This window comes from Streptosporangium sp. NPDC049248 (assembly GCF_040678965.1).
GTDB classification, from domain to species: domain Bacteria; phylum Actinomycetota; class Actinomycetes; order Streptosporangiales; family Streptosporangiaceae; genus Streptosporangium; species Streptosporangium fukuiense.
On the sequence record NZ_JBFAQY010000016.1, the window covers coordinates 133,069 to 157,916 of the forward strand.

Annotated in this window: 24 protein-coding genes and 1 pseudogene; 11 read left to right on the forward strand and 14 right to left on the reverse strand. The window is 70.0% G+C overall.

What is annotated here, in order from left to right:
* Positions 1–178 precede the first annotated feature (178 nt).
* Positions 179–2,080 (forward strand): glycoside hydrolase family 15 protein, encoded by a 1,902-nt coding sequence (locus AB0K21_RS26880; protein ID WP_343972675.1) that lies wholly within the window; start codon positions 179–181, stop codon positions 2,078–2,080.
* A 231-nt stretch (positions 2,081–2,311) separates the two neighbouring features.
* Here AB0K21_RS26880 and AB0K21_RS26885 read toward each other — a convergent pair whose 3' ends face one another.
* The 4 genes from AB0K21_RS26885 to AB0K21_RS26900 all read right to left on the reverse strand — a co-directional run bounded on the left by AB0K21_RS26885 (position 2,312) and on the right by AB0K21_RS26900 (position 4,737).
* Complete coding sequence (locus tag AB0K21_RS26885; RefSeq protein WP_343972678.1) at positions 2,312–2,554, reverse strand: hypothetical protein; 243 nt, start codon at positions 2,552–2,554, stop codon at positions 2,312–2,314.
* 224 nt (positions 2,555–2,778) lie between these two features.
* On the reverse strand, positions 2,779–3,510 hold the full coding sequence (locus tag AB0K21_RS26890; protein WP_343972681.1) for a phosphatase PAP2 family protein: 732 nt from the start codon (positions 3,508–3,510) through the stop codon (positions 2,779–2,781).
* A 25-nt stretch (positions 3,511–3,535) separates the two neighbouring features.
* Positions 3,536–4,300 carry a phosphatase PAP2 family protein gene (locus AB0K21_RS26895; RefSeq protein ID WP_343972684.1) on the reverse strand — a complete coding sequence of 255 codons (765 nt, stop codon included), beginning with the start codon at positions 4,298–4,300 and terminating at the stop codon, positions 3,536–3,538.
* A 53-nt stretch (positions 4,301–4,353) separates the two neighbouring features.
* A complete protein-coding gene (locus tag AB0K21_RS26900; RefSeq protein ID WP_364154267.1) occupies positions 4,354–4,737 on the reverse strand; it encodes a hypothetical protein in 384 nt (127 codons plus the stop codon).
* A gap of 173 nt (positions 4,738–4,910) precedes the next feature.
* Between AB0K21_RS26900 and AB0K21_RS26905 the strand changes: the two genes are divergently transcribed.
* The 4 genes from AB0K21_RS26905 to AB0K21_RS26920 all read left to right on the forward strand — a co-directional run bounded on the left by AB0K21_RS26905 (position 4,911) and on the right by AB0K21_RS26920 (position 7,579).
* Positions 4,911–5,381 carry a GAF domain-containing protein gene (locus AB0K21_RS26905; protein WP_364154270.1) on the forward strand — a complete coding sequence of 157 codons (471 nt, stop codon included), beginning with the start codon at positions 4,911–4,913 and terminating at the stop codon, positions 5,379–5,381.
* Positions 5,382–5,426: 45 nt separating this feature from the next.
* On the forward strand, positions 5,427–6,134 hold the full coding sequence (locus tag AB0K21_RS26910) for a GAF and ANTAR domain-containing protein (RefSeq protein WP_343972693.1): 708 nt from the start codon (positions 5,427–5,429) through the stop codon (positions 6,132–6,134).
* Positions 6,135–6,229: 95 nt separating this feature from the next.
* Positions 6,230–7,315 carry a quinone-dependent dihydroorotate dehydrogenase gene (locus tag AB0K21_RS26915; protein WP_343972696.1) on the forward strand — a complete coding sequence of 362 codons (1,086 nt, stop codon included), beginning with the start codon at positions 6,230–6,232 and terminating at the stop codon, positions 7,313–7,315.
* A gap of 60 nt (positions 7,316–7,375) precedes the next feature.
* Positions 7,376–7,579, forward strand: coding sequence for a copper ion binding protein (locus AB0K21_RS26920; RefSeq protein ID WP_343972698.1), 204 nt, complete (start codon positions 7,376–7,378; stop codon positions 7,577–7,579).
* 64 nt (positions 7,580–7,643) lie between these two features.
* Here AB0K21_RS26920 and AB0K21_RS26925 read toward each other — a convergent pair whose 3' ends face one another.
* Positions 7,644–9,281 carry a beta-N-acetylhexosaminidase gene (locus tag AB0K21_RS26925; RefSeq protein WP_343972701.1) on the reverse strand — a complete coding sequence of 546 codons (1,638 nt, stop codon included), beginning with the start codon at positions 9,279–9,281 and terminating at the stop codon, positions 7,644–7,646.
* Positions 9,282–9,412: 131 nt separating this feature from the next.
* On the opposite strand from AB0K21_RS26925, the gene AB0K21_RS26930 reads away from it, so the two are divergent.
* A complete protein-coding gene (locus tag AB0K21_RS26930; RefSeq protein WP_364154276.1) occupies positions 9,413–10,924 on the forward strand; it encodes a N,N-dimethylformamidase beta subunit family domain-containing protein in 1,512 nt (503 codons plus the stop codon).
* Positions 10,925–10,931: 7 nt separating this feature from the next.
* Here the strand turns inward: AB0K21_RS26930 and AB0K21_RS26935 are convergent, their stop codons facing one another.
* The 3 genes from AB0K21_RS26935 to AB0K21_RS26945 all read right to left on the reverse strand — a co-directional run bounded on the left by AB0K21_RS26935 (position 10,932) and on the right by AB0K21_RS26945 (position 13,255).
* On the reverse strand, positions 10,932–11,810 hold the full coding sequence (locus AB0K21_RS26935; RefSeq protein WP_343972707.1) for an N-acetylmuramoyl-L-alanine amidase: 879 nt from the start codon (positions 11,808–11,810) through the stop codon (positions 10,932–10,934).
* Between the two features lie 92 nt (positions 11,811–11,902).
* The gene (locus AB0K21_RS26940; protein WP_343972710.1) at positions 11,903–12,151 is read right to left on the reverse strand and encodes a hypothetical protein; all 249 of its coding nucleotides are present in this window, start codon (positions 12,149–12,151) and stop codon (positions 11,903–11,905) included.
* A 123-nt stretch (positions 12,152–12,274) separates the two neighbouring features.
* A complete protein-coding gene (locus AB0K21_RS26945; protein WP_343972713.1) occupies positions 12,275–13,255 on the reverse strand; it encodes a LacI family DNA-binding transcriptional regulator in 981 nt (326 codons plus the stop codon).
* 342 nt (positions 13,256–13,597) lie between these two features.
* On the opposite strand from AB0K21_RS26945, the pseudogene AB0K21_RS26950 reads away from it, so the two are divergent.
* Positions 13,598–13,720: pseudogene (locus AB0K21_RS26950) on the forward strand (helix-turn-helix domain-containing protein); the annotation flags it as partial.
* 619 nt (positions 13,721–14,339) lie between these two features.
* Here the strand turns inward: AB0K21_RS26950 and bldC are convergent.
* Positions 14,340–14,543, reverse strand: coding sequence for a developmental transcriptional regulator BldC (gene bldC, locus AB0K21_RS26955; protein WP_013133571.1), 204 nt, complete (start codon positions 14,541–14,543; stop codon positions 14,340–14,342).
* A 318-nt stretch (positions 14,544–14,861) separates the two neighbouring features.
* Complete coding sequence (locus tag AB0K21_RS26960) at positions 14,862–15,719, reverse strand: hypothetical protein (RefSeq protein WP_343972719.1); 858 nt, start codon at positions 15,717–15,719, stop codon at positions 14,862–14,864.
* A 270-nt stretch (positions 15,720–15,989) separates the two neighbouring features.
* Here AB0K21_RS26960 and AB0K21_RS26965 point away from each other — a divergent pair, with 270 nt between their 5' ends.
* Positions 15,990–17,093 carry a Glu/Leu/Phe/Val dehydrogenase dimerization domain-containing protein gene (locus AB0K21_RS26965; RefSeq protein ID WP_343972722.1) on the forward strand — a complete coding sequence of 368 codons (1,104 nt, stop codon included), beginning with the start codon at positions 15,990–15,992 and terminating at the stop codon, positions 17,091–17,093.
* Positions 17,094–17,243: 150 nt separating this feature from the next.
* Positions 17,244–17,477 (forward strand): DUF3073 domain-containing protein, encoded by a 234-nt coding sequence (locus tag AB0K21_RS26970; protein ID WP_030917477.1) that lies wholly within the window; start codon positions 17,244–17,246, stop codon positions 17,475–17,477.
* Between the two features lie 177 nt (positions 17,478–17,654).
* Here AB0K21_RS26970 and purM read toward each other — a convergent pair whose 3' ends face one another.
* Together purM and purF are read right to left on the reverse strand one after the other, a co-directional pair.
* On the reverse strand, positions 17,655–18,680 hold the full coding sequence (gene purM / locus AB0K21_RS26975) for a phosphoribosylformylglycinamidine cyclo-ligase (protein ID WP_364154283.1): 1,026 nt from the start codon (positions 18,678–18,680) through the stop codon (positions 17,655–17,657).
* Between the two features lie 43 nt (positions 18,681–18,723).
* On the reverse strand, positions 18,724–20,169 hold the full coding sequence (gene purF / locus AB0K21_RS26980) for an amidophosphoribosyltransferase (protein WP_343972731.1): 1,446 nt from the start codon (positions 20,167–20,169) through the stop codon (positions 18,724–18,726).
* 160 nt (positions 20,170–20,329) lie between these two features.
* Here purF and AB0K21_RS26985 point away from each other — a divergent pair, with 160 nt between their 5' ends.
* Positions 20,330–21,400 carry a hypothetical protein gene (locus AB0K21_RS26985; RefSeq protein WP_364154286.1) on the forward strand — a complete coding sequence of 357 codons (1,071 nt, stop codon included), beginning with the start codon at positions 20,330–20,332 and terminating at the stop codon, positions 21,398–21,400.
* 47 nt (positions 21,401–21,447) lie between these two features.
* On the opposite strand, the gene AB0K21_RS26990 is transcribed toward AB0K21_RS26985, so the two are convergent.
* Positions 21,448–21,903 (reverse strand): sterol carrier family protein, encoded by a 456-nt coding sequence (locus AB0K21_RS26990; RefSeq protein WP_343972856.1) that lies wholly within the window; start codon positions 21,901–21,903, stop codon positions 21,448–21,450.
* A gap of 176 nt (positions 21,904–22,079) precedes the next feature.
* Between AB0K21_RS26990 and AB0K21_RS26995 the strand changes: the two genes are divergently transcribed.
* On the forward strand, positions 22,080–24,134 hold the full coding sequence (locus AB0K21_RS26995; protein WP_364154332.1) for a PhoX family phosphatase: 2,055 nt from the start codon (positions 22,080–22,082) through the stop codon (positions 24,132–24,134).
* Positions 24,135–24,203: 69 nt separating this feature from the next.
* On the opposite strand, the gene AB0K21_RS27000 is transcribed toward AB0K21_RS26995, so the two are convergent.
* Entirely contained in the window at positions 24,204–24,830 is a 627-nt protein-coding gene (locus AB0K21_RS27000) for a hypothetical protein (RefSeq protein WP_364154288.1), read from the reverse strand.
* Positions 24,831–24,848 lie beyond the last annotated feature (18 nt).

Sequence of the window (24,848 nt, forward strand, 5' to 3'; positions counted from 1 at the left end):
GGAGATGGTGGAGACCACCACCTGACCCGGGGGGCCGGCGGGCGGGGGGCCTGGCGAAGCGGACAGCCCGGTTCCCCGCCGCGGGCCGGAAATCTCGGAACCGGTGGGCGTGACGAGCGGATATGTCCGGCAGGTGACAGCCGTTCCCAGCAGGGCGGCCGAGGAGAGGAAAGGGCTTATGACCGCGAATCCATCGATGAGCGCGCCGCACGGCCCCTCCCCTTTCCCGCCCATCGCCGAGTACGCGTTCCTGTCCGACTGCGAGGTCACCGCGCTGGTCGCGCCGAGCGGGAACGTCGAGTGGCTCTGCCTGCCCAGGATGGACTCCCCCAGCGTCTTCGCCGCCATCCTGGACCGGGGCGCGGGAGGCTTCCGGTTCGGTCCCGCGGACATGAGGGTGCCCGCCGCGCGCCGCTACCTGCCCGGCACCATGATCCTGGAGACGAGCTGGGGCACGCCCACCGGCTGGATCATCGTGCGCGACCTGCTCCTGGTCGGACCCTGGCACCACCACGAGGAGCTCTCCCACACGCATCGGAGGGCGCCGACCGACTACGACGCCTCCCATGTGCTGCTCCGCACGGTGCGCTGCGTCAGCGGGGAGGCACAGGTCACGCTCGGCTGCGAGCCGATGTTCGACTACGGCCGCATCCCCGCCCGCTGGTCGTACACCGACAGGGGCTACCACCAGGGTGTCGCGAGGGCGGCGGGGCAGAGTCTGGAGCTCAAACTCACCACGGACCTGCGGCTGGGGTTCGAGGCCGGGCGGGCGACGGCGCGCACCCTCCTCAAGGAGGGGGACACGCGCTTCTGCGCGCTGTCGTGGACGATGCACGAGCCGCCGTACACCTTCACGGAGGCCTACGAGCGGCTGGTGTGGACCGCCCACCACTGGCAGCACTGGCTCGCCAGGGGAAACTTTCCCGACCACCACTGGCGGAGCTACCTGGAGCGCAGTGCACTCACCCTCAAGGGCCTGACCTTCGCCCCGACGGGCGCGCTCATCGCGGCGGCGACCACCTCCCTGCCCGAGACCCCGGGGGGCAGCCGCAACTGGGACTACCGCTACTCCTGGATCAGGGACTCGACCCTCGCCCTCTGGGGCCTCTACACGCTGGGCTTCGACTGGGAGGCAGACGACTTCTTCTGGTTCATCGCCGACGTCGCGGAACGGGACGAGGAGCTCCAGGTCATGTACGGCGTCGACGGCGAGCGCGAGCTGGAGGAGCACATCCTCGACCATCTTCACGGGTACGAGGGCGCCAGGCCCGTCCGGATCGGCAACGACGCCTACCAGCACCGCCAGAACGACGTCTGGGGCGCCGTCCTCGACTCCTTCTACATCCACACCCGGTCGCGGGACCGCCTGGACGAGCGGATCTGGCCCGTCCTGAAGCGGCAGGTCGAGTCGGCCATCAGACACTGGCAGGAGCCCGACCGGGGCATCTGGGAGGTGCGCGGAGAGCCGCGGCACTTCACCTCCTCGAAGATCATGTGCTGGGTGGCGATCGACAGGGGCACCCGGCTCGCCCTGCTCAGGGAGGAGTTCGAGCTGGCCACGCGCTGGCAGGCGATCGCCGACGAGATCCACGTCGACGTGTGCGCCAACGGCGTCAGCGAGCGAGGCGTGTTCAAGCAGCACTACGACACCGACGCTCTCGACGCGTCACTCCTGCTCGTCTCGCTGGTGCACTTCCTGCCGCCCAGCGACCCCCGGGTCCGCGCCACCGTTCTGGCCATCGCCGACGAGCTGACCGCCGACGACCTGGTCCTGCGCTACAGGACGGAGCACACGGACGACGGCATGTCGGGCGAGGAGGGCACCTTCACGATCTGCTCGTTCTGGCTCGTCTCGGCGCTGGTCGACATCGGGGAGTACACCCGGGCCCGCAGGCTCTGCGAACGGGTCCTCTCCTTCGCCAGTGCCCTCGGACTCTACGCCGAGGAGATCGATCCGGTGACCGGGCGCCACCTCGGCAACTTTCCCCAGGCGTTCACCCACCTGGCACTCATCAACGCGGTGATCCACATCATCCGCGCGGAGCGAGAGCAGTTCATCCCGACCGCCTGGCCGACGTAGCGGCGGTCATGACCGCACGCGGACGTACGAGAGCACCCGAACGGCCTGGCTAGGCTTTCGGGTATGAACCGTCGGGTGATTGCGATAGTCGTGCTCGTCGGCCTGCTCGCGACGAGCGGTCTGTCGGTGGTGCTGGCCTGGGGACTCAGCGGCTGAACACACGGGGCCGCTGAGTGGCCGAGCCGTCGCGCACGCCCCCCGACGCCGCGACCGCTCCCTCCGGGGATGTCGCTAGGCGACCACCATCGAGTTCTGGCCTGCGGGCTGCGCGTTCTGCTGAGGGGTGTACACGGGCTGTTCCGCGACGGGCTGGGGCTGCTGCTCGGCGACCTGCTCGGCAGGGGCCTGCGTGGCAGGGCAACCGCAGTAGCCGTTGGTCAGGATCAGGCGACCCCGCTGCGCCGTGTAGGTGCGAGAGTCGGTGGCGAGGAGAACGCCCGTACATTTGGCGCAGACGACGGATTGATGATCCATGGACCGGCTTCCTTCCTTGAGGGTAGCCGTCGAACGTCTCTCTGTCCGGCCGGCTGGCTGTTCGTGCCCCGCCGGAGAGAGGTGAATCTCCCTATTGGGGTTTCTATCTTACTTCGTAGCGCAGGGCGATCATTGAGCGACCCCAAGTGACAGGTGTGAGACTTGGTGACGCTGCTTCATAACGGTCTCATGTGAAGCGACCCCGTGGGTGGGGAATGTCTCTCTCACCCCCCGGCTGATTCCCGGTACGACCGGGCGGCTCCCGATGGCCTCGGGGCCTTCTCCCTCTCCCGCACCACCGGGCGGAACAGCAGCGCGTTGGCCGCCACCGCGATGCAGACCAGGCCGAGCAGGAAGCCCCAGCTCACGTCGCTCAGGTGGTGCATGCCGCGGTACATGCGCGAGTAGCCGATGCCGAGGGGGACGCCCAGGCCGACCAGCCACCACAGCACGTTCAGGATCTTGTAGCGGTGGGTGTGGACGGTCAGCACCAGGGCGACGCCGCAGTAGAAGGCGACAGCGGCGCTGGTGTGGCCCGAGGGGAAGCTGGAGGTGGGCGGGGCGGGGTCGAGATGCTCGACGGCGGGCCGCTTGCGCTGGGCGAAGACGGTGGCCAGCAGGAAGATCGCCGACTGGGAGAAGACCGCCAGCGCGAGGAAGATCGATTCGTTCCAGCGCCTGAAGACCAGCCGGAAGCCGATGACGAGCAACGCGGTCGCAGTGATGATCACCGGGGTGTCGGACAGGCCCGACATCACATCGGTGATCGAACTCCAGTAGGCGGTGCGGCCCTGGGCCAGCTGCTCGTTGACCCCCTGATCGTTCGCCACGAGGGTCGTCGTCTGCAGGACCTTGGTGATGAGGAGTCCGACACCGATCGTCAGGACGGCCATGATGGCCAGCGGTACCAGGATGAGGCGCGTCACGCCTTTGAAGTCCACCGACATTTTCGACATGGCGCGCCAGCTACCCCGAATGGCCTCACCGGAACGCCTCGGGTTCGATGCCTTCCATGGGCGGTTCGACGGGTTTGCGGCCCTCTCCCCGGCGCCAGGCCTCGAAGCCCACGGCCGTTCCCACCACGACCACCACGCCCAGCGCGACCCCGGCGACGACGTCACTGGTCCAGTGGACGCCGAGCGCCACCCGGCTGTAGGCGACGAACACCACGATGACCGCCGCGACGATCCAGGCGGCGATCCGGGAGGCCGGAGTCCGCAGGAAGGGCAGCAGGATGAGCACGAGGATGCACGCACCCAGCGCGGCGCCCATCGCGTGGCCGGAGGGGAAGGAGGCGCCGGGCGCCGAGGCCACCGGATCGGGCAGGTCGGGCCGGGCGCGGTCGACGATCCCCTTGACCGCGAGGTTCAGCAGGCCGCCGAAGGTGATCGTGGCGACCGCCCAGACGGCCAGCCGCGGCGCGCCCCGGTACCAGAGCCAGGCGGCGGTCAGCAGCACCAGCCCACGCCATGTCCAGGGGCCGAACACCTCGGTCGCCACGTTGAGGAAGGCCGTGTAGCCGGGGTGCTCCAGTGCCTGGGCGTGCAGCTGGAGGGCGATGCCCTCGTCGAAGCTCCTGAGCGGTGAGGAGGAGGTCTTCACAAGTACGAGCAGGACCACGAACGGCACCGTGAAGATCGCCACTGCCACCACCGCCAGCGTCAGGCGTATGCCCAGGCGCAGGTCGGCGGAGTGATCATCGGGATTTCCGTGCGGTGGTGACTCACCTTGGACAGATCGAACCATCGTTCATGGCTACCCGATTTCCGGTGAATATTCTTTTCACCCCGGGTAAAGCCTCAGGCCGCGGGCTTGGATTCGCGCCGGGTGGTCCAGCGCAGGACGTCGCAGTGCCGTCGCTCGGCCTCGGCGAGCGACGCCTCGTCCGTGTAGGCGTCGAGGACGGCCCGCAGCCGCGGCATCTGTGCCGCGACGTCGTCCCACGCCTGGGAGGGGTCGTCGACGCCGAGCTCGATCAGCGCGTCCAGGTGTGCGGCGTAGGCGGTCCACCACTGCCGGCTCAGCTCGGCCAGAAACCCGCCGAGCCCGCCGAACTCCCGCTGGATCTCCTCCTCCCACCAGACAGGGACCGTGACGTCACCGGTTTCCGTGAGGTCGCGGAGCACGGTGTGCGCCAGGGTGCGCCGCCGCCGGGCGATGGCCGAACGTGACAGGGTGTTCATGCGGTCCACCCTGCCGATCTCTGTTTGCCGAACGCTTGACGATGTGTTGACGGCGATATGCGGCCGGGGAAAGGAACCGCTTGGCCGGAGTCATCGGGCAGCACTAGGCTCTGATCCGCAGATCATTCCGCCCTGTGTCCGCGGAGCTACCTCGACGTGGAGGAAGCCCGCCCATGACACAGGTCCTCGAATTCTCCCGGCTCATCGATCGCACCCTCGGTGCGCTGGCCGACGTTCTCGGCGCCGACGGCGCGGCGCTCATGCTGATTGACGACCACGACCGGTTGCGGGCGATCGGCGGTTCCGACGACCACGGCCGGCGCCTGGAGCTGATCCAGGAGCAGATCGGCTCCGGGCCGGCCATCGAGAGCCTGGCCCGGGGGGAGGACGTCACGGTCGACGACCTGAGGGCGGCCAGGCCCCTCGGGTTCCCCGGCGTGGCCGCGCGGGTCTCGGAGGTCCGCGCGGTGCTCTCGGTGCCGTTGCGAACCGAGGAACGGCTGATCGGCACCCTGAATTTCTACGACCGGATGAGCCATGAATGGCAACCCGCGAAAGTCCGGGCCGGGGAACGCCTCGGCGAGCTCATGGTGATGGTTCTCCAGGCGCTGGCCAATAGATCTCCTATTTCTGGGCAGTCGTAGTGTGCATGTCAAGTAACCAGGTCGACGCTGAAAGGCGCCCCGCATATGACTCACATTGATCCGGAAGCGCTGGTCGCGAGCTTGAGAAAGCTCAGGACGACCTCGCCCGCCATAGGCATAGTCCATCAGCTGGAGCGTGCCGTGGACGTGGTGAACTCGCTGTTCGGATATTCGGGTGCGGGGCTGATGTTCGCGGAGGAGGGCAAGGATCTTCGCTATTTGGTCGCCACCGACGACCCGGGGCGGAGTCTTGAGGGCGCGCAGCTCCATCTTGGTCAGGGACCGTGCATTTCCGCGTTTGAAGAGAATTGTGCGGTGACCTCGAGCGACGTGCGTGTCGACCCGCGCTGGCCGAAGCTCGCCGACCGGCTCCACCTGGAGGTGCGGGCGGTGGCAGGGGTGCCCGTCCGGCTCGGCAGCGAGCCGGTGGGTACGTTGAACGTCTACCAGGCCACGGTTTACCAGTGGGATGAGTCGGACATTCAAGCCCTCTACGGCTATGCGGACGTGATCGAGCAACTGCTCGCCGCCGCGATGGCCGCCGAGGAGAAGAGCGCGCTGGCCGAGCAGCTCCAGTACGCCCTCGACTACCGCGTGGTCATCGAGCGGGCGATCGGCTACCTGATGGGAAAGCACGACCTGACCGCCACCCAGGCCTTCACCGGGCTGCGCAAGCAGGCCAGGGACAGCCGTCGCCGGGTCGCCGACCTCGCGGCCGAACTGCTCGGTGAGGGAGCCGGAGAGATGCGGTGATCCTGCTCACGTCTTGGGGCTGAACCCGGCGAATGCCCGCTGATCAGGCACACCGGTGACCTGGTCGGCGCGAGTCGGCACTAACCTGATCGGTGATGTACAGATTCGTCTTCTCGCAGGTCCTCAGCCGCCTCGACGCGGAGGACGCGCACCATCTGACGGTGCGCGCGCTCCGCGCCCTCTCGGTCATGCCCGTGGTCAAGAGGCTGCTCCACCGCAGCCTCGCGCCGCGCGATCCCGCACTGCGCGTGCAGGCCTTCGGCGTGCACTTCCCCGGCCCGTTCGGGCTGGCGGCCGGCTTCGACAAGGACGCCGGCTGTGTGGAGGCCGTGTCCGCGCTCGGCTTCGGCCACGTCGAGGTCGGCACGATCACCGCCCACGCGCAGCCGGGCAACGCCCGGCCCCGGCTGTTCCGCCTTGTGGGAAACCGGGCGATCATCAACAGGATGGGTTTCAACAACGCCGGAGCCTCCGCGGCGGCCCGGCTGCTGAGCAGGCCCAGGGGCGTTCCGGCGATCGTCGGCGTCAACATCGGCAAGACCAAGGTGGTGCCCGAGTCGGGGGCCGTCGACGACTACGTGACCAGCGCCAGAAAGCTCGCTCCGCTGGCCGACTACCTGGTCGTCAACGTCAGCTCGCCCAACACCCCCGGGCTGCGCGACCTCCAGGCCGTGGAACTGCTCGGCCCGCTGCTGCGGGCGGTGAAGGAGGTCGCCGACGCCACCCCCAAGCGCACCCCGCTGCTGGTCAAGATAGCGCCCGACCTGGCGGACGACGATGTGGACGCGGTCGCCGACCTGGCCCTGGAGCTCGGTCTCGACGGCATCATCGCCACCAACACCACGATCGGCAGGCAGGCGCTGACCGGCGCGGAGCGTGACCTGGCCCAGCAGAGCGGCGGCCTGTCCGGCAGGCCGCTGAAGGCCAGGTCCCTGGAAGTGCTGCGCAGGCTGCGCGCGAGGGTGGGCGACCGCCTGGTGCTCGTCTCCGTAGGCGGCGTGGAGGACGTGGACGACGTCTGGGAACGCCTGCTCGCCGGGGCCACGCTCGTTCAGGGCTACAGTGCGCTGATCTACGAGGGGCCCCTCTGGGCGCATCGCGTCAACCGCGAACTCGCCCGCAGGCTCCGCCGTCACGGCGTGGTGGACCTCCGGCAGATAATCGGCCGCACCGCGGCCTGATCCACCCGCCCCGGGAGGCGATATACCCTGGGTAGGTAATCCTGGGGCATTGGAGGCACGATGAGCGTGATCACATATACCGTCACCGGCATGACCTGTGGCCACTGCGTGAGCTCGGTCAAGGAGGAGGTCGGCGAGGTCTCCGGCGTCACCGGTGTCGACGTCGACCTCGCGACCGGCAGGGTCGACGTCTCCGGCGACTCTCCCGACGACGCGGCCATCCGCGCCGCCATCAAGGAGGCTGGCTACCAGGTGGCGGGCTGATCCGCCGCCGGTCCCATCCGGCAGACCAGGGCGGTCGGTGCTCCTCCGCCCCGGTCGGCCGGGGTCAGAGGCTCGGCCGGGTCGAGTCGGCGTCGTGGGTCTTCTCCTCCAGATGCCTCATGGCCTCGTCCGCCCTGACGACCCCCGGCCGGTGCCGCCGATGGCCGGTACCGCCCAGCTGCCAGGGACGCGGGCCGGTCGGCGGCCGGTACTCGACGCCGAGCGCGTCGAGGCGGCCCAGATGCGTCTCCAGCCGGGCGTCGAACCCGGCCCCGGCCGAGCCCGACCAGGTGACCTCGGCCAGCGCGCACCCCCGGGGCCAGGCCCGGTAGTCCACCGCGCGCCCGTCGGGCAGCCGCTCGCTCCACAGCTGGAACTGCGCCCCGAGCACACGCTCCCGCTCCCCGGCCGTCCACTCCTGCGGCGCCGGGGCGAAGGCCGCGACGTCGGAGACGGTGATCGTGTCGCCGATCGCCACCGGCTCCAGCTCGGACGCGGCCTCGGCGTAGTCGAAGTACAGCGGGAAGACCGGAGTCTGTACCACGTCGTGCCCGGCCGCGGCGGCGCGCCTGGCCACCCCGGGGCCGCGCCAGGGCATCACGATCGTGTCGGGCCTGAGCATGCCGCTGACGAACGCCTCGTCCCACACCAAGGCCCGGCTGCCACGCGTCGCCAGCACGTCCGCCAGCCGGCGCAGGAACCAGGCGTGCAGGTCGGTGAGGTTCCCCAGCCCCAGCTCCGCCTGGAAGGCGACGATCTCGGGGGAGGCGGCCCAGTCGTCGAGCACACATTCGTCCCCGCCGATATGGACGTACGGGGTCTCGCCCAGCGCCTCCAGGATCTCGTCGAACACGTCGGTCAGGAAGTCGACGGTGCCGGGCAGCGGGGACAGGATCGCGGGGGAGATGCCCCAGCGCTCCAGCACCCGGAAGGGCTCGGGGCGCCGGCCCCCGGTGGCGCGGGCGTCCAGCTCGGGATGGGCGGCGAGGATCGCCGACGCGTGTCCCGGCACGTCGATCTCCGGCACGACGGTCACGGCGCGGGCCCGCGCGTAGGCGCCGATCTCGGCGAGGTCGTCCAGCGTGTAGTAGCCGCCGTGCGGCACCTCGTCGAAGGTCAGGTCCTCCCGGTAGTAGCTGGTGACCGTGCGCGGGCGGTGCGAGCCCACCTCGTGCAGCCGCGGGTGCCTGTGGCTCTCGACCCGCCAGCCCTGGTCGTCCACCAGGTGCAGGTGGAGGCGGTTCAGCTTGTGCGCCGCCATGAGGTCGACCATCCTGAGCACCTCGCGCTTGGGCATGAAGTGCCGTGCCACGTCCAGGTGCGCCCCGCGCCAGGAGAACCGGGGTGCGTCCCGCACCCGGCCGAGGGGGACGCTCCAGCCCGTCCTCGCCACCGTGCGGAACGCCGCGGCGGGGAGCAGCTGCCTGAGCGTCTGGCCCGCGTAGAAGGCCCCGGCGCGGTCTCCGGCCGCGATCCGCACGCCCTGGGCCGTCACGTCCAGGGTGTACGACTCGGCGCCGAGCGACGCGTCGGGTTCCACCCTGATCACACCCGCCTCGTCCGGACGCGGGTCGAGTACGGCGAGTGCGAGCCGTACCGCGTCGACCAGCTCGGCGGGGCCCCGGACGCCGACTCCGGGGGAGAGCCCGAGGGAGCCGTCCACAGGCGTGTACGCGGCAGGAAGCGGCAGGAGGTCAGTCATGGTTCGCATCATGCCAAACCCATCGGCGGATAAGCCTTTTACTTTGCCGACCCGGATCATGAGCTCAAGAACCACCCAAGTCCGGCGAGGGAGAACCGCGGGGGACCGCCCGGCTGGACATGCTGCTGCTCATGTTCCAGACGTCCCGGCATTCGGCCCGTAAACCGCTGATGACCCTGATGGCGATACTGCTGGTCGCCGGATGCAGCGCCACCGTCGAGCGGCCCGCGGAGCCGCCCTCGCCCACTCCCTCGGCGTCGGCGTCCGCGGTACGGAGCGCCACCGTGATCGAGAACGCCAGGCCGGGCACCCCGGACTGGCGAGTGCGCCACCGCGGTGCCGAGCACGAGATCGAGGGCTTCGCCGACCGGGTGAGCGTGCCGCCGGGAGAGAGCTTCCGGCTGTACGTCTCGACCACCGCCGACCGCTACACCGCCAGGGCCTTCCGGATGGGCTGGTACGGCGGAGCCGGGGCCAGGCAGGTCTGGCGGGCGAGCGGGCTGCCCGGCATGAGGCAGGCCCCGGCCAGGACGATCGCCGCCACCCGCACGGTGACCGCCGCCCACTGGAGGCCGGGCCCCGAGGTGGACACCTCCGGCTGGCCGGAGGGCTCCTACCTGATCAGGCTGGACGCCGCCACCGGAGGCAGTCGCTACGTGCCCCTCACCGTCAGGTCCACCTCCACCAGGGCACGCCTGGTCGTCGTCAACGCGGTCACCACCTGGCAGGCGTACAACGACTGGGGTGGCCGCAGCCTCTACCGCGGGCCCGGCGGTTTCACCGACAGGTCCCGCGCGGTCAGCTTCGACCGCCCCTACGACACATCGGGCGCGCGGCTCTTCCTGGACATGGAACGCGACGCCATCGAGGTCGCCGAGCGCAGCGGTGTCCCGCTCGCCTACGTCACGAGCGCGGATCTCGACCGCGACCCGCACCTCCTCGACGGGGCGAGGGGCCTGGTCTCCCTGGGCCACGACGAGTACTGGTCGGCGCGCATGCGCCGCACCGTCGAGGCGGCCCGCGACCACGGCACCAACCTCGCCTTCCTCGGAGCCAACGCCGTGTACTGGCGGATCCGCTTCGCCGCGACGCCTCTGGGCCACCGCCGCCTGGTCGTCTGCCACAAGGACGCCGCCGAGGACGCCCACACGGTCCTGTGGCGCGCGACCGGCAGGCCGGAGAGCTCGCTGACCGGCCCGATGTACGACTGCTTCCCCTCCGAGTCCGCCTACGTGGTCTGGCGTCCCGGTAACTGGATCTTCAAGGGGACCGGGGTGCGGCGCGGCACCACCTTCCCCGGCATGGTGGGGGTGGAGACCGACCGGGTCGGCGCGGGCGTGCCCCGCCCGATGGAGGTCCTGTCCGTCTCCCCGGTCGACTGCGGCGGACGCTCCACGGTCGCGCACAGCGCCTACTACACGGTGCCGAGCGGCGCCGCCGTGTTCTCCTCGGGCACGATGCGCTGGGTGTGCGCGATGCGGGGGGCCCGCTGCGGCCACGGCGTCACGGAACGGGCCGCCGCCTTCGTCCGCAGGGCCACCGGGAACATCCTGCGGGCCTTCGCGGCCGGTCCGGCCGCGCGCCGCCACCCGGCCGAGGACAACCTCGGGTCCCTGGGCCTGGCCGGTCCGGCGGGAGGCTGAGCGGGCCTCAGTGGGTCAGGTACTGCTGCAGCCCGTTGGCCAGGGAGAGCGCGATCTTCTGCCGGAACGCCGCCTGCTGGAACTTGGCCGCCTCGGTCGGGTTCTTCATGTTGCCGCACTCGACGAAGATCTTGGGAACCGTGGAGAGGTTCAGCCCGCCGAGGTCGCTGCGGTAGTCCAGGGCGGCCTTGCCGATGTAGGTGGAGTACGACAGGTCGGTGCCGCGCTTCAGGGCGTTGCGCACATCGATGCCGAGCTTCTCGGAGTCCTTGACCACCGGGTCGACCGGGCCGCCGATCTTCTTCGGGATGATCACGTGGAAGCCGTGGTTGGCGGGGCCCGACCCGTCGGCGTGAACCGAGATCGCCGCGTTCGCCTTGGCCTTGTTGCCGATCGCGGCCCGCTGGGTGATGCACGGCCCCCAGCCGTTGTTGTTCGCGCGGGTCAGCACCACCTTCGCGCCCCGGCTCTTGAGGATCTTGTCCAGGCGCTGGGAGACGTCCCAGGTGAAGGCGGCCTCGCTGTAGCCGTTCGCGGTGGCGGTGCCGGTGGTGTCGCAGGCCTTCCGCTGGGTCAGCACGTCGACCTGCTTGTTGATCTCCGCGGGGTGACGGTAGTTCTGCCCGTTGTGACCCGGGTCGATGACCACGATCTTGCCGCTCAACGGCTTGCGGGCCGCGGTGGGAGTGGGTGCGGACCCGCTCGCCGCGCCCGCTGCCAGGCCGGTCGCCTCGCCGGTCGTGGGCTGGGCGGCGGTGGCGGCCGCCGCGGGGGCTGGGACGCGATCTCGCCCGGGGTCCGCGCCGCCGGTGGTGCCACCGCAGGCGGCGGCGCTCAGGCCGCACAGGACAAGGGTCGTCGCGAGTGCTCTGCCGGTCACGCTCATCGCCCCCTGGTAGGTCGTCGACCACCCAACCTACGCGGCGCGACGACATGGCTAGCCCATTGTCGCGATATATACCCGGCTGTCACCTTCTGTTACCAGGCGTGCTCGCCGACCTCCTGCTTCTGCAGGAGCGAGGCGAGTTCCCTGGCGTCCTCGGCGTCCAGTCCGAGGACCACGCGCGGACGCCCCCACGGATGGTCGATCGAATGGGCCACGTAACTGGCCACGGACTCGGCTCCGGCATCCCCGCCGCGGCCCCGGGCGGCCCGCCAGTGCGCCCACGCCCGTTCAAGCTCGGCGGCGGCCCGCTGGGCGCATGACACCAGTTCCGGATCACGCATTGTTACCCCCCTCGTCTCGGCCAGAGTCAACACCGGCGGCACACCGGCGTTCGCGATGTTGACCTGATTTTGGGGAGTCGATGAAGCCTGCCTGGGCGTCCTGTCACGCTCCAGGCAGGCGCTTCAGCGCTCGGTGGCACTCGTGCTGTTCCGTACGACCAGCTGCGGCGCGACCTGGCGCAGGCGTGAGGCCTTGCCGGGGTCGCCGATCCGGTCGTTCAGCAGCGCGGCCGCGGAACGGCCCATGGCGCGGCGGGGCTGGTCCACGGTGGTCAGCGAGATCGGCTGGGTCCCGGCACGGTGGATGTTGTCGTATCCGACCACCGACAGGTCCTCGGGAACCCGCAGGCCCAGTTCGGCGGCGGCGGAGAGCACGCCCATGGCCACCAGATCGTTGGCGGCGAAGATCGCTGTGGGCCGGGGGTCGCGGGTGAGCAGGCTGTGCGCGGCACGCGCGCCGCCCTCCTCGCTGGAGGCCCCCTCCTCGACCATGATGTACGGGGCCAGGGAGTGCCTGCGCATCGCGACCAGGTAACCCTCGCACCGGAAGCGCCCGGAGGAGATGCCCGAGGCCTCTATGTGGGCGATTCGGCGGTGGCCGAGCTCCACGAGGTGGTCGACGGCCAGACGGGCGCCGAGTTGGTCGTCGTCGACGACGATGTCCACGCCGCCGAGGTCGATGTCGCGCTCGCCCACCACGACCGTGGGCGTGTAGCCGGTGGCCTCGATGAGCGTCCCGCTGGTGGGCGCGATGCCGAGCAGGACGAGCCCGTCGACGCGCAGTTCGAGGAACGCCTCGACCGCCTCGTCCTCGAAGGCCGGGTCCCACTGGCTGTTGCCGATGAGGAGCCTCAGCCCGTCGCCGTGCAGGCTCTCCTGCAGGCCGTCCAGGAACTCGGCGTAGAACGGGTTGTGCAGGTCGGCGACGAGCGCCCCGACCAGGTGGGTACGGCCCTCGACCAGGCTGCGCGCGACCGCGTTGGGCCGGTAGCCGAGGTCTCTGGCCGCCTGGAGCACGGCCTGCCTGCGATGCTCGCTGACGTGTGGCGATCCGCGCAGGACGAGCGATACCAGTGATTTGGAGACACCGGCGCGTTCGGCCACATTGCGGATCGTGGGTCTCGGGCGTGGTCCGCAGCCGTCGGATAAGACGGGCTCGGCGAACCCGCGGGCTCGGGTGACGGTGGTGTTGACCGGCGGTCCTGACATGGCTCTCCCCCGCGATGGTGGATGGGCACCTGTCACTCAAAACGATCGAGTTCCGAATGGGGTACGGCCTCCGGGGTAGGGAACTCCGATCTTGACCTCAACGCCGTGCGTACCGACTCCGATAGTCTTCACGGTGTGGGTTCGACATCCGGAGCCGCCGAACAGGCCAAACCTGCGGCGGGTGACGCGCGGCCGGCGCGGCGCAGGCTCAGCGTGGACCGGCGTCGTGAGGAGCTCATGGCGGCGGCCCTGGAGTTGTTCAGCAGGCGGGACGCGGAAGACGTGTCGATCGACGACGTGGCCTCCGCGGCCGGCGCGTCGCGGGCTCTGGTCTACCACTACTTCGGCGGCAAGCAGGAGCTCTACGTCGCCGCGCTGAAAAGCGCCGCGGCCCAGTTGGAGGCAAGGCTCAAGCCCCATGAGAACGGCCGTCCGCTGGACGAGCTGGCCGGCGGCCTCACCCGGTACTTCGACTTCGTGGAGGAGCACGCGGCGGGTTTCGCCGCGCTGCTCAGGGGTGGTCCCGCCAACCGCAGCGGTGACATCGGGGAGATCGTCGACTCGGTCAGGAACCGGCTGTTCATACTGATCATGAAGCAGATGCGGGTCGAGGAGCCCGGCCCCGCGCTCCGCATCACGCTGCGTTCCTGGATCGCCTCCGTCGAGACCGCGGGCCTCGACTGGCTGGAGCACCGCGACATCGAGCGGCCGGCCCTGGAGCGCATGCTGGTCGACCACATGGTGGCGCTGCTCGGCGTGGCGGCCAGGCACGATCCGCGGGTCGGCGAGTTGCTGGACAACCTGCTCCGGGACCAGACGAGCTGATCCACGCTCCGGGAAAGCCATCGGGCGTAAGGACATCGGGCATGTGGTTGGGGCGGCGCCGGGCGGGCGACGCCGCTCCCCATAAACCTGTGTGGCCTACGCGCTCACAGGGTGAGCGCGCACCAATCCCCCTAGGTCAGTGACGGCCCCCGTCTTACTCTGAGCGCTGCTGCGGAATCCCCGCGAGCAGCGCGCGAACCTCGGTCTCCCGGTACCGGCGGTGTCCACCCAGGGTGCGGATGGACGTCAACTTGCCCGCCTTCGCCCACCGGGTCACGGTCTTGGGATCGACGCGGAACATGGTTGCGACCTCCGCCGGGGTGAGCAGCGGCTCTGCCTCGGGTGTACGAGCTGACATTTGTGCGGCCTCTCCTCCATGTGGACCGGCGACAGCGATCCTGCGACTTGACGCTTGTCACGGATGTCCGCCTATGGCCATTGCGTGCGGCAGTTTGGGCCATATACGGCATCACCCGATGTGACCATACAGCCACGTAGAGCGATTGGCGAGTCTTTGAGTGACTCATCTCTCTTGTGCACGTGTTGTTGTCACGCTCGGTGATTCTAGCGACACGTTTCGTGGTATCGCAGTGAAAACGGCAAACTACTCAGTTCGTAGGTGCATCCCCGGTCATCGACGGACCTACTTACGCAGGTCGAAGGGATGATTTGCGAGTCAGTTTGCTGATTCGAGAAGTTGTATTGATCGCCAGCGGAGGATGACGCGCTGGTACATGGCGAACGCCAGTTCTTCCTCGCCTTTTTCCAGACCCGTCAGCGCCGCCGCGAGCTCCGCCACGGACTCGTCGGCCTGGAGCGTCTCGTCGTCCATGAGGTTGACGATGCCGCCGTAGTCGAGCTCGACCAGCGAATGCGGGTGGAACTCCTCCAGCCAGCGCGCCACGTCCTCGACCTCGGCGGTGATCGAGACCTCGCCGACCTGTCTCCTGATGATCTGCAGGGCGCGGGCGCTGCGGCGCCTGGCATGGGCCATGGAGGTGACGTAGATCAGATTGCGCGTGGTGGTCGTGCCCCCCTGGCTCCCGTCGCCGTCGATGACCAGCCAGCGCTCGTTGCCGTCGAAGGGGACGAACCACGAGGTCGGAACGTGCCAGGTGGAGCCGCGGATGTGCGTGCGCAGCGCGGCCGAGTCGGTACGGCGCTTGAACCGGTCGAAGTCGTCGGCGGTCTGCGCCGCGACGGCGGGCGGGACGAACCGCTCCATCAGCTTGGGCGGGGTCGTCCCGCGGAAGCGTGAGAAGGCCAGCCACGACCTCAGCCTGCTCTGCCATGGGCAGACGTACAGGACCTCCTCCACGCGCCTCAGATAGGCGTTGGGGCTCTCCTGGGCGGGTGCCGGGGCCGGTGGGATCCCCAGGAGGCGCCGCACCGCCTCGCCGTGCTCGGCGTGCAGGGCACCGGCGCGGCGCGGTCGGTCGGCCGCCTCGGCGTAGGCGGCCCACGAGACGCGCTCCGCGGGGGTGAACGCGACCAGTGGCTCGTAGACGCGGAGGTACGCGGCGTAGGGCAACACGTCCGCATCGTGTCACGAACGGCGGGCCGCTGTCCGTACCGGACCGGCTTTCGTGGCCGCGGCCCCGGCGGCCGGGTGACTCCTCCGCCCCCCGGGGGGGCCGATCGTCTCGAACGCGGGAGCCGCGGCGACCACGGCGAGGCGGCGCGTCCGCCCGGTCGAACGTGATGAGACCTTCGCGTGAGTCGTCCCGCCGCGGGCTTGTGGCTACGCTGAAGGCGATCTCCGCCGCGACGGAGCGGCGGGAACGGACGACTGGGAGTCACCACAGTGACCGACGTCTTCGGGCTGTCCCACAAGGACGCGGGCCCGGTAACCGGCCAGAACAGGCACGAGCAGGTCGTTTTCTGCTCCGATGAGCGCAGTGGCCTGCGGGCCATCATCGCCATCCACAACACGGCCCTGGGCCCAGGCCTGGGCGGCACCAGGTTCTATCCCTACGAGAGCGAGCAGGCCGCGCTGGCGGACGTGCTCAATCTCTCACGGGCGATGGCCTACAAGAACGCCCTGGCGGGACTCGACCTCGGTGGCGGCAAGGCCGTCATCATCGGCGACCCGGCGAAGGACAAGAGCGAGGCGCTGCTGCGCGCCTACGGCCGGTTCGTCCAGTCGCTCGGGGGCCGCTACTACACCGCGTGTGACGTCGGCACCTACAGCGAGGACATGGACGTCGTGGCCCGCGAGAGCTCCTACGTGACCGGCCGTACGCCGGCCAACGGCGGAGCCGGGGACTCGTCGATCCTGACCGCCTACGGCGTTTTCCAGGGCATGCGCGCCGCCGCCGAGTACGCCTACGGCACGCCGACGCTGCGCGGCAGGCGCGTCGGTGTCGAGGGCGTGGGCAAGGTCGGCCACCGCCTGGTCGGCCACCTGGTCGAGGAGGGCGCCGAGGTCGTGATCTGCGACGTGAGCGAGGCGGCCGTGGAGCGGCTGCTGCGGCGCCACCCGCGGGTGGAGGTGGTCGCCGACCGGCTGGAGCTCACCGGGTCCGACATCGACGTCTACGCGCCGTGCTCCCTCGGCGGGGCGCTGGACGACGAGACGGTGGCCCGCCTGCGCGCCACGATCGTCTGCGGCGGGGCCAACAACCAGCTGGCCCACCCCGGCGTGGAGAAGCAGCTCGCCGACCGGGGAATCCTCTACGCGCCCGACTACCTGGTCAACTCCGGCGGGGTGATCCAGGTCGCGGACGAGATCGCCGGATTCAACATGGACCGGGCGCGGGCAAAGGCCACCCAGATCTACGACACGACTCTTAAGATCTTCTCCACCGCGGCGGAGGACGGCATCCCTCCGGCTGTCGCAGCCGATAGGCTGGCTGAGCGAAGAATGTCGGAAGTCGGGCGAATTAGGGGCATTTGGCTGGGCCACTAGCCCCACACGCCCATACGGCGTACCGAGCCGGGCGTAAAACGGGTACGGTTGTAGGCGAACGAGAGCTGGCGCCTCAAGTCAGGTGGCGTCAGTGCGTGGTGCGTTAGCGACGAGGGGTCGGGCACGACCCCACACGAGGGGGTCGAGCCAATGGGGCGCGGCCGAGCAAAGGCCAAGCAGGTCAAGGTTGCTCGCCAGCTGAAGTACAACAGCGGTGGCACTGATCTTGAGCGTCTTCGCGACGAGCTCGGAGTCAGAGACGACTCCAACCACAACGACGACTCCAACGACGCCTACGACGAGCTGGCGGATCGGTACGCCGATTACGCCGATGACTTCGGCTCCAAGGATGACCGCGACGACGGGACATCCGGGCGCCGCTAGGCGGGTTTCGGTTTGACGGTGAGCGGGGCACCCTGCGGTGAGCACAGAGCCGCCGGGTGTCCCTCTCGCTGGGAGTCGACAATATGCGGCGCTCCGGTGGTCCGGGGCGCTTTTCGTGGTACTCGACTCACCCGGGACTTTCCTCGCCCCGGGCCGGGGCGAGGAAAGTCCATCGGGTCATCGGAAGCGTGCCTGGCCGGAGCCCTCGACGATCTCGCCGAGCACCCAGGCCGGAAGGTCGCGCTCGCCGAGCAGCGCCAGGGCGGGCCGCACGGCCTCCGCGGCGACGATCGCGGTCATGCCCACGCCCAGGTTGAACGTGCGGTCCATGTCGGCCTGAGCCACCCGGCCGTGTCCGGCGAGCACCTCGAAGACGGCGGGCGGGGTCCATGACGAGCGGTCGAGCAGCGCGTCCAGCCCGTCGGGCAGCGAACGGGCCAGATTGCTCGCCAGGCCGCCACCCGTGATGTGCGCGTACGCGTGGACGTCGACCGTGCGGGCCAGCTCCAGGCAGTCGAGCGAGTAGATCCTGGTCGGCTCCAGCAACTCCTCGCCCAGCGTCCGGCCCAGCTCGGGAAGCTCGGCCTCCAGCGACAGTCCGGCCCGGTCGATGATGTGCCGGACCAGCGAGTAGCCGTTGGAGTGCACGCCGGAGGAGGCCAGCGCGAGGACCACGTCGCCCTCGCGGACCCTGTCCCGGCCGAGCATCCGGTCGGCCTCCACCACGCCGGTGGCGGCGCCCGCGAGGTCGTACTCGTCGGCGCCCATGGCTCCGGGGTGCTCGGCGGTCTCCCCGCCGATGAGGGCGCAGCCCGCCAGGCGGCAGCCCTCGGCGATGCCGCCCACGATCTCGGCGATCCGTTCGGGAACGACCTTGCCGCAGGCGATGTAGTCGGTCATGAACAGCGGCTCGGCGCCGCAGACCACCAGGTCGTCCACGACCATGCCGACCAGGTCGAGGCCGATCGTGTCGTGCTTGCCCAGTCGCTGGGCCAGCATGACCTTGGTGCCGACGCCGTCGGTCGACGTGGTGAGCAGCGGCCGCCGGTACGACAGCAGGGCCGAGGCGTCGAAGAGGCCGGCGAAGCCGCTGGCGTCGTCCACGACCTCGGGCCGCCGGGACCGCGCGACCTTCGATCTCATCAGCTCGACGGCGCGCTCACCCGCGTCGATGTCCACTCCTGCGGCCGCGTAGCTGGTCATGGGGCCTCTCTCGTCGGCCGGGCGGTCTGACTGCCTGACCTGCTCAATGCTTGGCCTCCAGCACGTATTTGCCCACGTTGTCCTGGTCGATCGGGATCGGGTAGTCACCGTCGAAGCAGGCGCGGCAGAGCCGGTCGGCAGGGATCGTGGTGGCCTTGGTCAGGCCCTCCAGCGAGATGTATCCGAGCGAGTCGGCGCCGAGCGAGGCGCGGATCTCCTCCACGCTGAGCGAACCGGCGATCAGCTCGGCCCGGGTGGCGAAGTCGATGCCGTAGAAGCACGGCCAGCTGACCGGCGGGGAGGAGATCCGGACGTGCACCTCCCTGGCGCCCGCCTCGCGCAGCATCTTGACGATCGCCCGCTGGGTGTTGCCCCGGACGATCGAGTCGTCCACGACGACCAGGCGCTTGCCGGCGACGACCTCCTTCAGCGGGTTGAGCTTCAGGCGGATGCCCAGCTGGCGGATCGTCTGGGACGGCTGGATGAAGGTCCGGCCCACGTAGGAGTTCTTGACCAGGCCCTGGCCGTACGGGATCCCGCTCTCCTCGGCGTAGCCGACGGCGGCGGGGGTGCCCGACTCGGGCGTGGGGATGACCAGGTCGGCCTCGACCGGGTGCTCGCGGGCCAGCATGCGGCCGATCTCGACGCGCGTGGTCTGCACGCCGCGCCCGGCGATCGTGGTGTCCGGACGGGCCAGGTAGACGTACTCGAACAGGCAGCCCTTGGGTTCGGCGAGCGCGAACTTCCGCGAGCGCACGCCGCGCTCGTCGATGGTGATCAGCTCACCCGGTTCGATCTCGCGGACGAACGTGGCGCCCACGATGTCCAGGGCCGCGGTCTCGGAGGCGACCACCCAGCCGCGCTCCAGGCGTCCCAGGACCAGCGGGCGGACGCCCTGGGGGTCACGGGCCGCGTAAAGTGTCCGCTCGTCCATGAAGACGAGCGAGTAGGCGCCCCTGACCTGCGGAAGAAGCTCGGCGGCCGCGTCGTCGATGGACTGGGTGCGATCCTGGGCCAGCAGCGAGGTCAGCACTTCGGTGTCGGTGGTCGCCCGGGTGGAACCCGGGGCCAGACGCCTGGCCAGCACCGGGGTGTTGATCAGGTTTCCGTTGTGGGCGAGCGCGAGCCCGCCGCCCTCGGTCGAGCTCAGCGTCGGCTGCGCGTTCTCCCAGACGCTCGACCCGGTCGTCGAGTAGCGGCAGTGACCGATCGCCAGGTGGCCGCGGAGGGTGCCGAGCACGGACTCGTCGAAGACCTGGGAGACCAGTCCCATGTCCTTGTAGACGAGGATCCTGCTGCCCTCGCTGACCGCGATGCCCGCGGACTCCTGACCGCGGTGCTGTAACGCGTACAGTCCGTAGTAGGTGAGTTTGGAGACTTCCTCCCCAGGAGCCCAGACCCCGAAGACGCCACATGCGTCCTTCGGAGGCCGGTCGTGGGGGTCAAGGTCATGGCTCAGATGGCCGTCGCCCTTCAACACATGCTTCATTCTAGGTCGGCTTCTTCCCTGCTCGCACCTAGGGTCCGTTCCGTGGCATGTCGCACCCTGACCGAACGATCATCGGTGTTTTACCGTGTCAGCCTGTTTCGTCGGCAGGTGACAGGGGAGTGTGAGATATCCGGCATGCCCAAGCGTCGGGAGAATAGACGTGACAACACCTGTGGACCCGAACCAGCCCGATCCGCGGCGGGAGCCGTGGCAGGAGCCGGATCCCGAGTCGCCCGTACCCGGCCCCGGCGAGGCGCCGTCCCCTGTTCCCGAGGAGCCGAGGGTGCCGCCGCATCCGGACACGCCGGTCGCGCCGGAGATCCCCCCGCCTGACCAGGCCGGCGATCCGGACGCTCCGCAGGGGGACGAGACACCGGAGTCCGGTGGGCGGGAGCGGGAAGTGCCCTCGCCGGAGGAACGGCCGCCGCACCCCGTGCCCGGTACCACGCCCGCCGCGTATCCCGGCTGGGAGAGCACCTCGGAGGCCCAGGGCGGTCCTGACCAGCCCGGCCCCGCCCAGCCTTCGCGCTACGAACCGCCTGAGCCCGCCGAGGAGCCCGCGGCCCAGCCCCGCCCCCCCGAGTCCACGGAGCCCGCCCCCGGCACCCCCCAGCCGGGCTATTCGGGCCGGCCCGGCTACGGGGAGCAGCCGAGATACGGGGAGGCTCAGCAGGCCGGGCAGCCCTACGGAGGTCCCGGTCCGCAGCCGCCGTCCGGGGAAGGTCCCTATCAGCCGCCGTCCGGGGAAGGTCCCTATCAGCCGCCGTCCGCGGAAGGTCCCTATCAGCCGCCGTCCGCGGCGGGTCCCTACCAACCCTCTCAGGGCGCGGCGGGCCCCTACCAGCCGCCGTACCCACCGCCTGGCGCGCCCGCCTATCCGGGCGCCGCGCCCTACCCGGGGTATCCGGGTGAGGGCCGCAGGCAGGGCGAGGGGCTCGGCACCGCCGCGCTCGTGCTCGGGATCGTGGCCATCGTGTCGCTCGTCATCTGCGGCTTCGGCGTGCTGGTGGCGATCGTCGGTCTGATCGTCGGGATCGTCGCGCTCGTCAAGAAGTCCGCCCCGGGCAGGGCGTGGGTGGGCATAGTGCTGAGCGCCCTCACTCTGATCATCGCCGCGGTGTTCCTGAGCTGGCTCTACAGCAAGATCGGTGACTGCGCCAACCTGCCACCGGAGCTGCAGCAGCGCTGCATCGAGGACAGGTTCGGCGTTCGGCTCCGCCCCACCCCCTGAGGGGCGGCGAGCCCCCCGGGGAGGCCGGCGCCGGGGAACGGCGAGGGCTATCGCAGCGGCAGGTGCTCCGACAGGTCGGCGCGGGCTCCGCTCGCCGCGACCTTACCGGCGGCCATCGCCGCGGGCCAGGTCAGACGGCCGGTGGCCAGGTCCAGCCAGGTGCGCGCGTCGGTCTCCACCACGTTGGGCGGGGTGCCTCGGGTGTGCCGGGGACCTGCCACGCACTGCACCGCCGCGTAGGGCGGGACCCGGACCTCGACGGTCCGGCCGGGAGCGGCCGTCGCCAGCCTGTCCAGCAGATGCCGTACGGCGAAGCGGGTGATCTCCCGTTCCGGGCGGATCTCGCGCTCGAAGGCTCGCAGCACCACGCTCACGCAGGCGTCCAGCAGCGCCGCGACCCCGGTGGGACCGTCGTAGGGCGGCTCGTCGAGGGAGCTCAGCTGGGTGTCGAGGGCGGCGTGAACCTTGGCGGGGTCGGGCTTGTAAGGCGGCACGCCCTCCATGATGCCCGCCGGAGCGGGCTGTTCCGACGACAGGACGCCGCCGAACCGCCCGCTTCCGGTGACGGCCGGAGAACGGTTCACCGTCCCGGCAAATGTCGTTCACCTCGGGTTCGGCCGGCGCACGTAGCGTCCGGGCGGTAAGACTCCACCCCTTTTTGGAGGCCCCTGTGGCGAACATGTCGCCGCGCCGCCTGCTGCCCCTGCTCACGAGCCCTCACAAGGGTGGCCGCAGTGCGCTCACCTGCCGGTTCCGTTGCGGTGACCAGTGCGCCCACGATGTGACGAACACCAGTGACAACACCTACTTCGGCGACGTGGTCGCCGAGGCGATGACCCGGCGCGGGGTGCTGCGCGCGGGCGCCCTGGGCGCCGTCGTCGCCGGGGTGGGGGTCGGTACGGCGCTCCCGGCCGTCGCCGATCCGGGCCGGGGGGCGAAGGCCCCCGGCCGGAAGGACGGCCCGCGCTTCACCGCCATCGCGCCGAACACCGACGACAGGGTGACGGTCCCCGCGGGCTACCTGTCGGCGGTCGTGGTGGGCTGGGGTGACCCGGTGCTGCCCGGCGCTCCGGCGTTCGACTTCGAGAACCAGACGGCCGCCGCGCAGGCCAAGCAGTTCGGCTACAACTGCGACTACGTGACGCTCTTCCAGCTGGGGCAGCACCGTGGCCTGCTCTGGGTCAACCACGAGTACACCGACGAGAACCTGATGTTCCGCGGTTACACGGACGGCACCGCCGCGACGGAGGAGCAGATCAGGATCGCGATGGCCGCGCACGGCGGCTCGGTGGTCGAGGTCGAGCGGGTGCGTGCCTCCGGCCAGTGGAGGCTGGTCACCAAGGGCTCCCGCCGCTACAACCGTCGCATCACCGTGCAGACCCAGATGAGGTTCACCGGCCCGGCGGCCGGCAGCGACCTGCTGAAGACCGCGGCCGACCCGAAGGGCACCACGCCGGTCGGCATGCTGAACAACTGCGCGGGCGGCACCACGCCGTGGGGCACGGTGCTCAGCGGCGAGGAGAACTTCAACCAGTACTTCGTCAACGGCAACGGCGTGCCCGAGGCGCAGAAGCCCTACCTCACCCGGTACGGGGTGAGCGCCACGACGGGCATCCCGAATGGAAACCGCAGGTTCGACCGGGTCGAGGAACGGTTCGACCTGGCGAAACACCCGAACGAGATCAACCGTACCGGCTGGATCGTGGAGATCGACCCGTTCGATCCGGACTCCACCCCGATCAAGCGCACCGCCCTGGGCAGGCTGGCCCACGAGGGTGCCACCACCTCCCTGGCCGCCGACGGCCGGGTGGTGGCCTACATGGGGGACGACTCCCGGTTCGAGTACGTCTACAAGTTCGTCTCCAGGAAGCGCTACATTCCCGGCTTCGACCGGAACAACCGGGACCTGCTGGACGACGGCACGCTGTACGTGGCCAGATTCACCGGAGACAGCCCCGCCACCGAGATCGACGGCACCGGCGGGCTCCCGGCCGACGGGCAGTTCGACGGCTCGGGCGAGTGGATCCCGCTGGTCACCGGTGACGTCTCGCACGTACCGGGGATGACGGCCGCGGAGGTGCTCGTCCACACCCGGGTGGCGGCCGACAAGGTCGGGGCGACCAAGATGGACCGCCCCGAGGACGTGGAGCGCAACCCTGTCACCGGTGGCGTCTACGTGGCGCTGACCAACAACACCAACCGGACTCCGGCTCAGGTGGACGAGGCCAACCCGCGCCCGGCGAACAAGCACGGCCACATCCTGGAGATCGTCGAGCGGCGGAACGACGCCGGGGCCACGACCTTCGCCTGGTCCCTGCCGCTGGTCTGCGGTGATCCGAACGACCCCGCGACCTACTTCGCCGGGTTCGACAAGACCAAGGTCTCGGCGATCTCCTGCCCGGACAACGTGGCCTTCGACGCCGACGGCAACCTCTGGATCTCCACGGACGGCAGCCAACTGGGTGCCAACGACGGCCTGTTCGTCATGCCGGTCCGCGGTTCCGAGCGCGGCCACCTCAAGCAGTTCCTGAGCGTGCCGGTCGGCGCGGAGACCTGCGGCCCGCTGGTCAGCGCGGACCAGCGCAGCGTCTTCGTGGCCGTGCAACACCCCGGCGAGACCAACGGTGCCACCCCCGAGGCTCCCAGCAGCCACTGGCCGGACGGCGGCACCGCACAGCCCCGCCCGTCCGTCGTGGTCGCCTGGCACGCGAAGGGCGGCAAGATCGGCTCTTGACCCCCGTTCCCGCTTTCCGGTGGCTCAGGTGAGAGCCACCGGGGGCGGCACCCGGTCAGCGGTGGATCGTCAGTCGAAGAACTGCCAGATGCTGAACCTCCGTACGTAGAGCGGCGCGAAGGCCCGGCCGGTCACCCGGATCCGCCTGATCCGGGTCTGCTTGTTCATCGTGACCTTCACGCACTTCAGGCAGGCCCCGTGGGGTCCGGGCAGGGCGAAGTAGGAGATGGACGCGCTGTGGTGGGCCAGCCCCCTGTTGGACACTCCCATCCCCACCTCCCGGTAGCGACGTGTGGATCCCTTCTGAGGGAACGCGGTGGAGCCGACGAGTGCGTGGTTCGACGAGGGAGGGCAGTGCACGAATATCCGGACGTGGCTGGCCTGCCGGGGCCACGGGGGCAGGACGCGGAGCGACGGGACGTTCTTCAGCGCCTTGGGGATACTGTTTCTCCCCCCTATGGGGGGAATTGACACCTTCTGGTGGTTTTTGGTGGTGACGGTGGCAGTGGTGTTGGCTGTGGCGCTGGACGTCATGGTGGCGCTGGGTGTGGGCGTGGGTGTGGCGCTCGGGGTGGGGGTGGGCGTCGCCGTGGCGCTGGGCGTGGGCGTGGGTTTGGGGACGGCATCCGGTTCGATCGGAACGCCCGGACTCATCATGAGAGCGGTGGCCATCCCGATCCGTGTGACGGAACGCATGTGCTCCTCCTGTCGGAC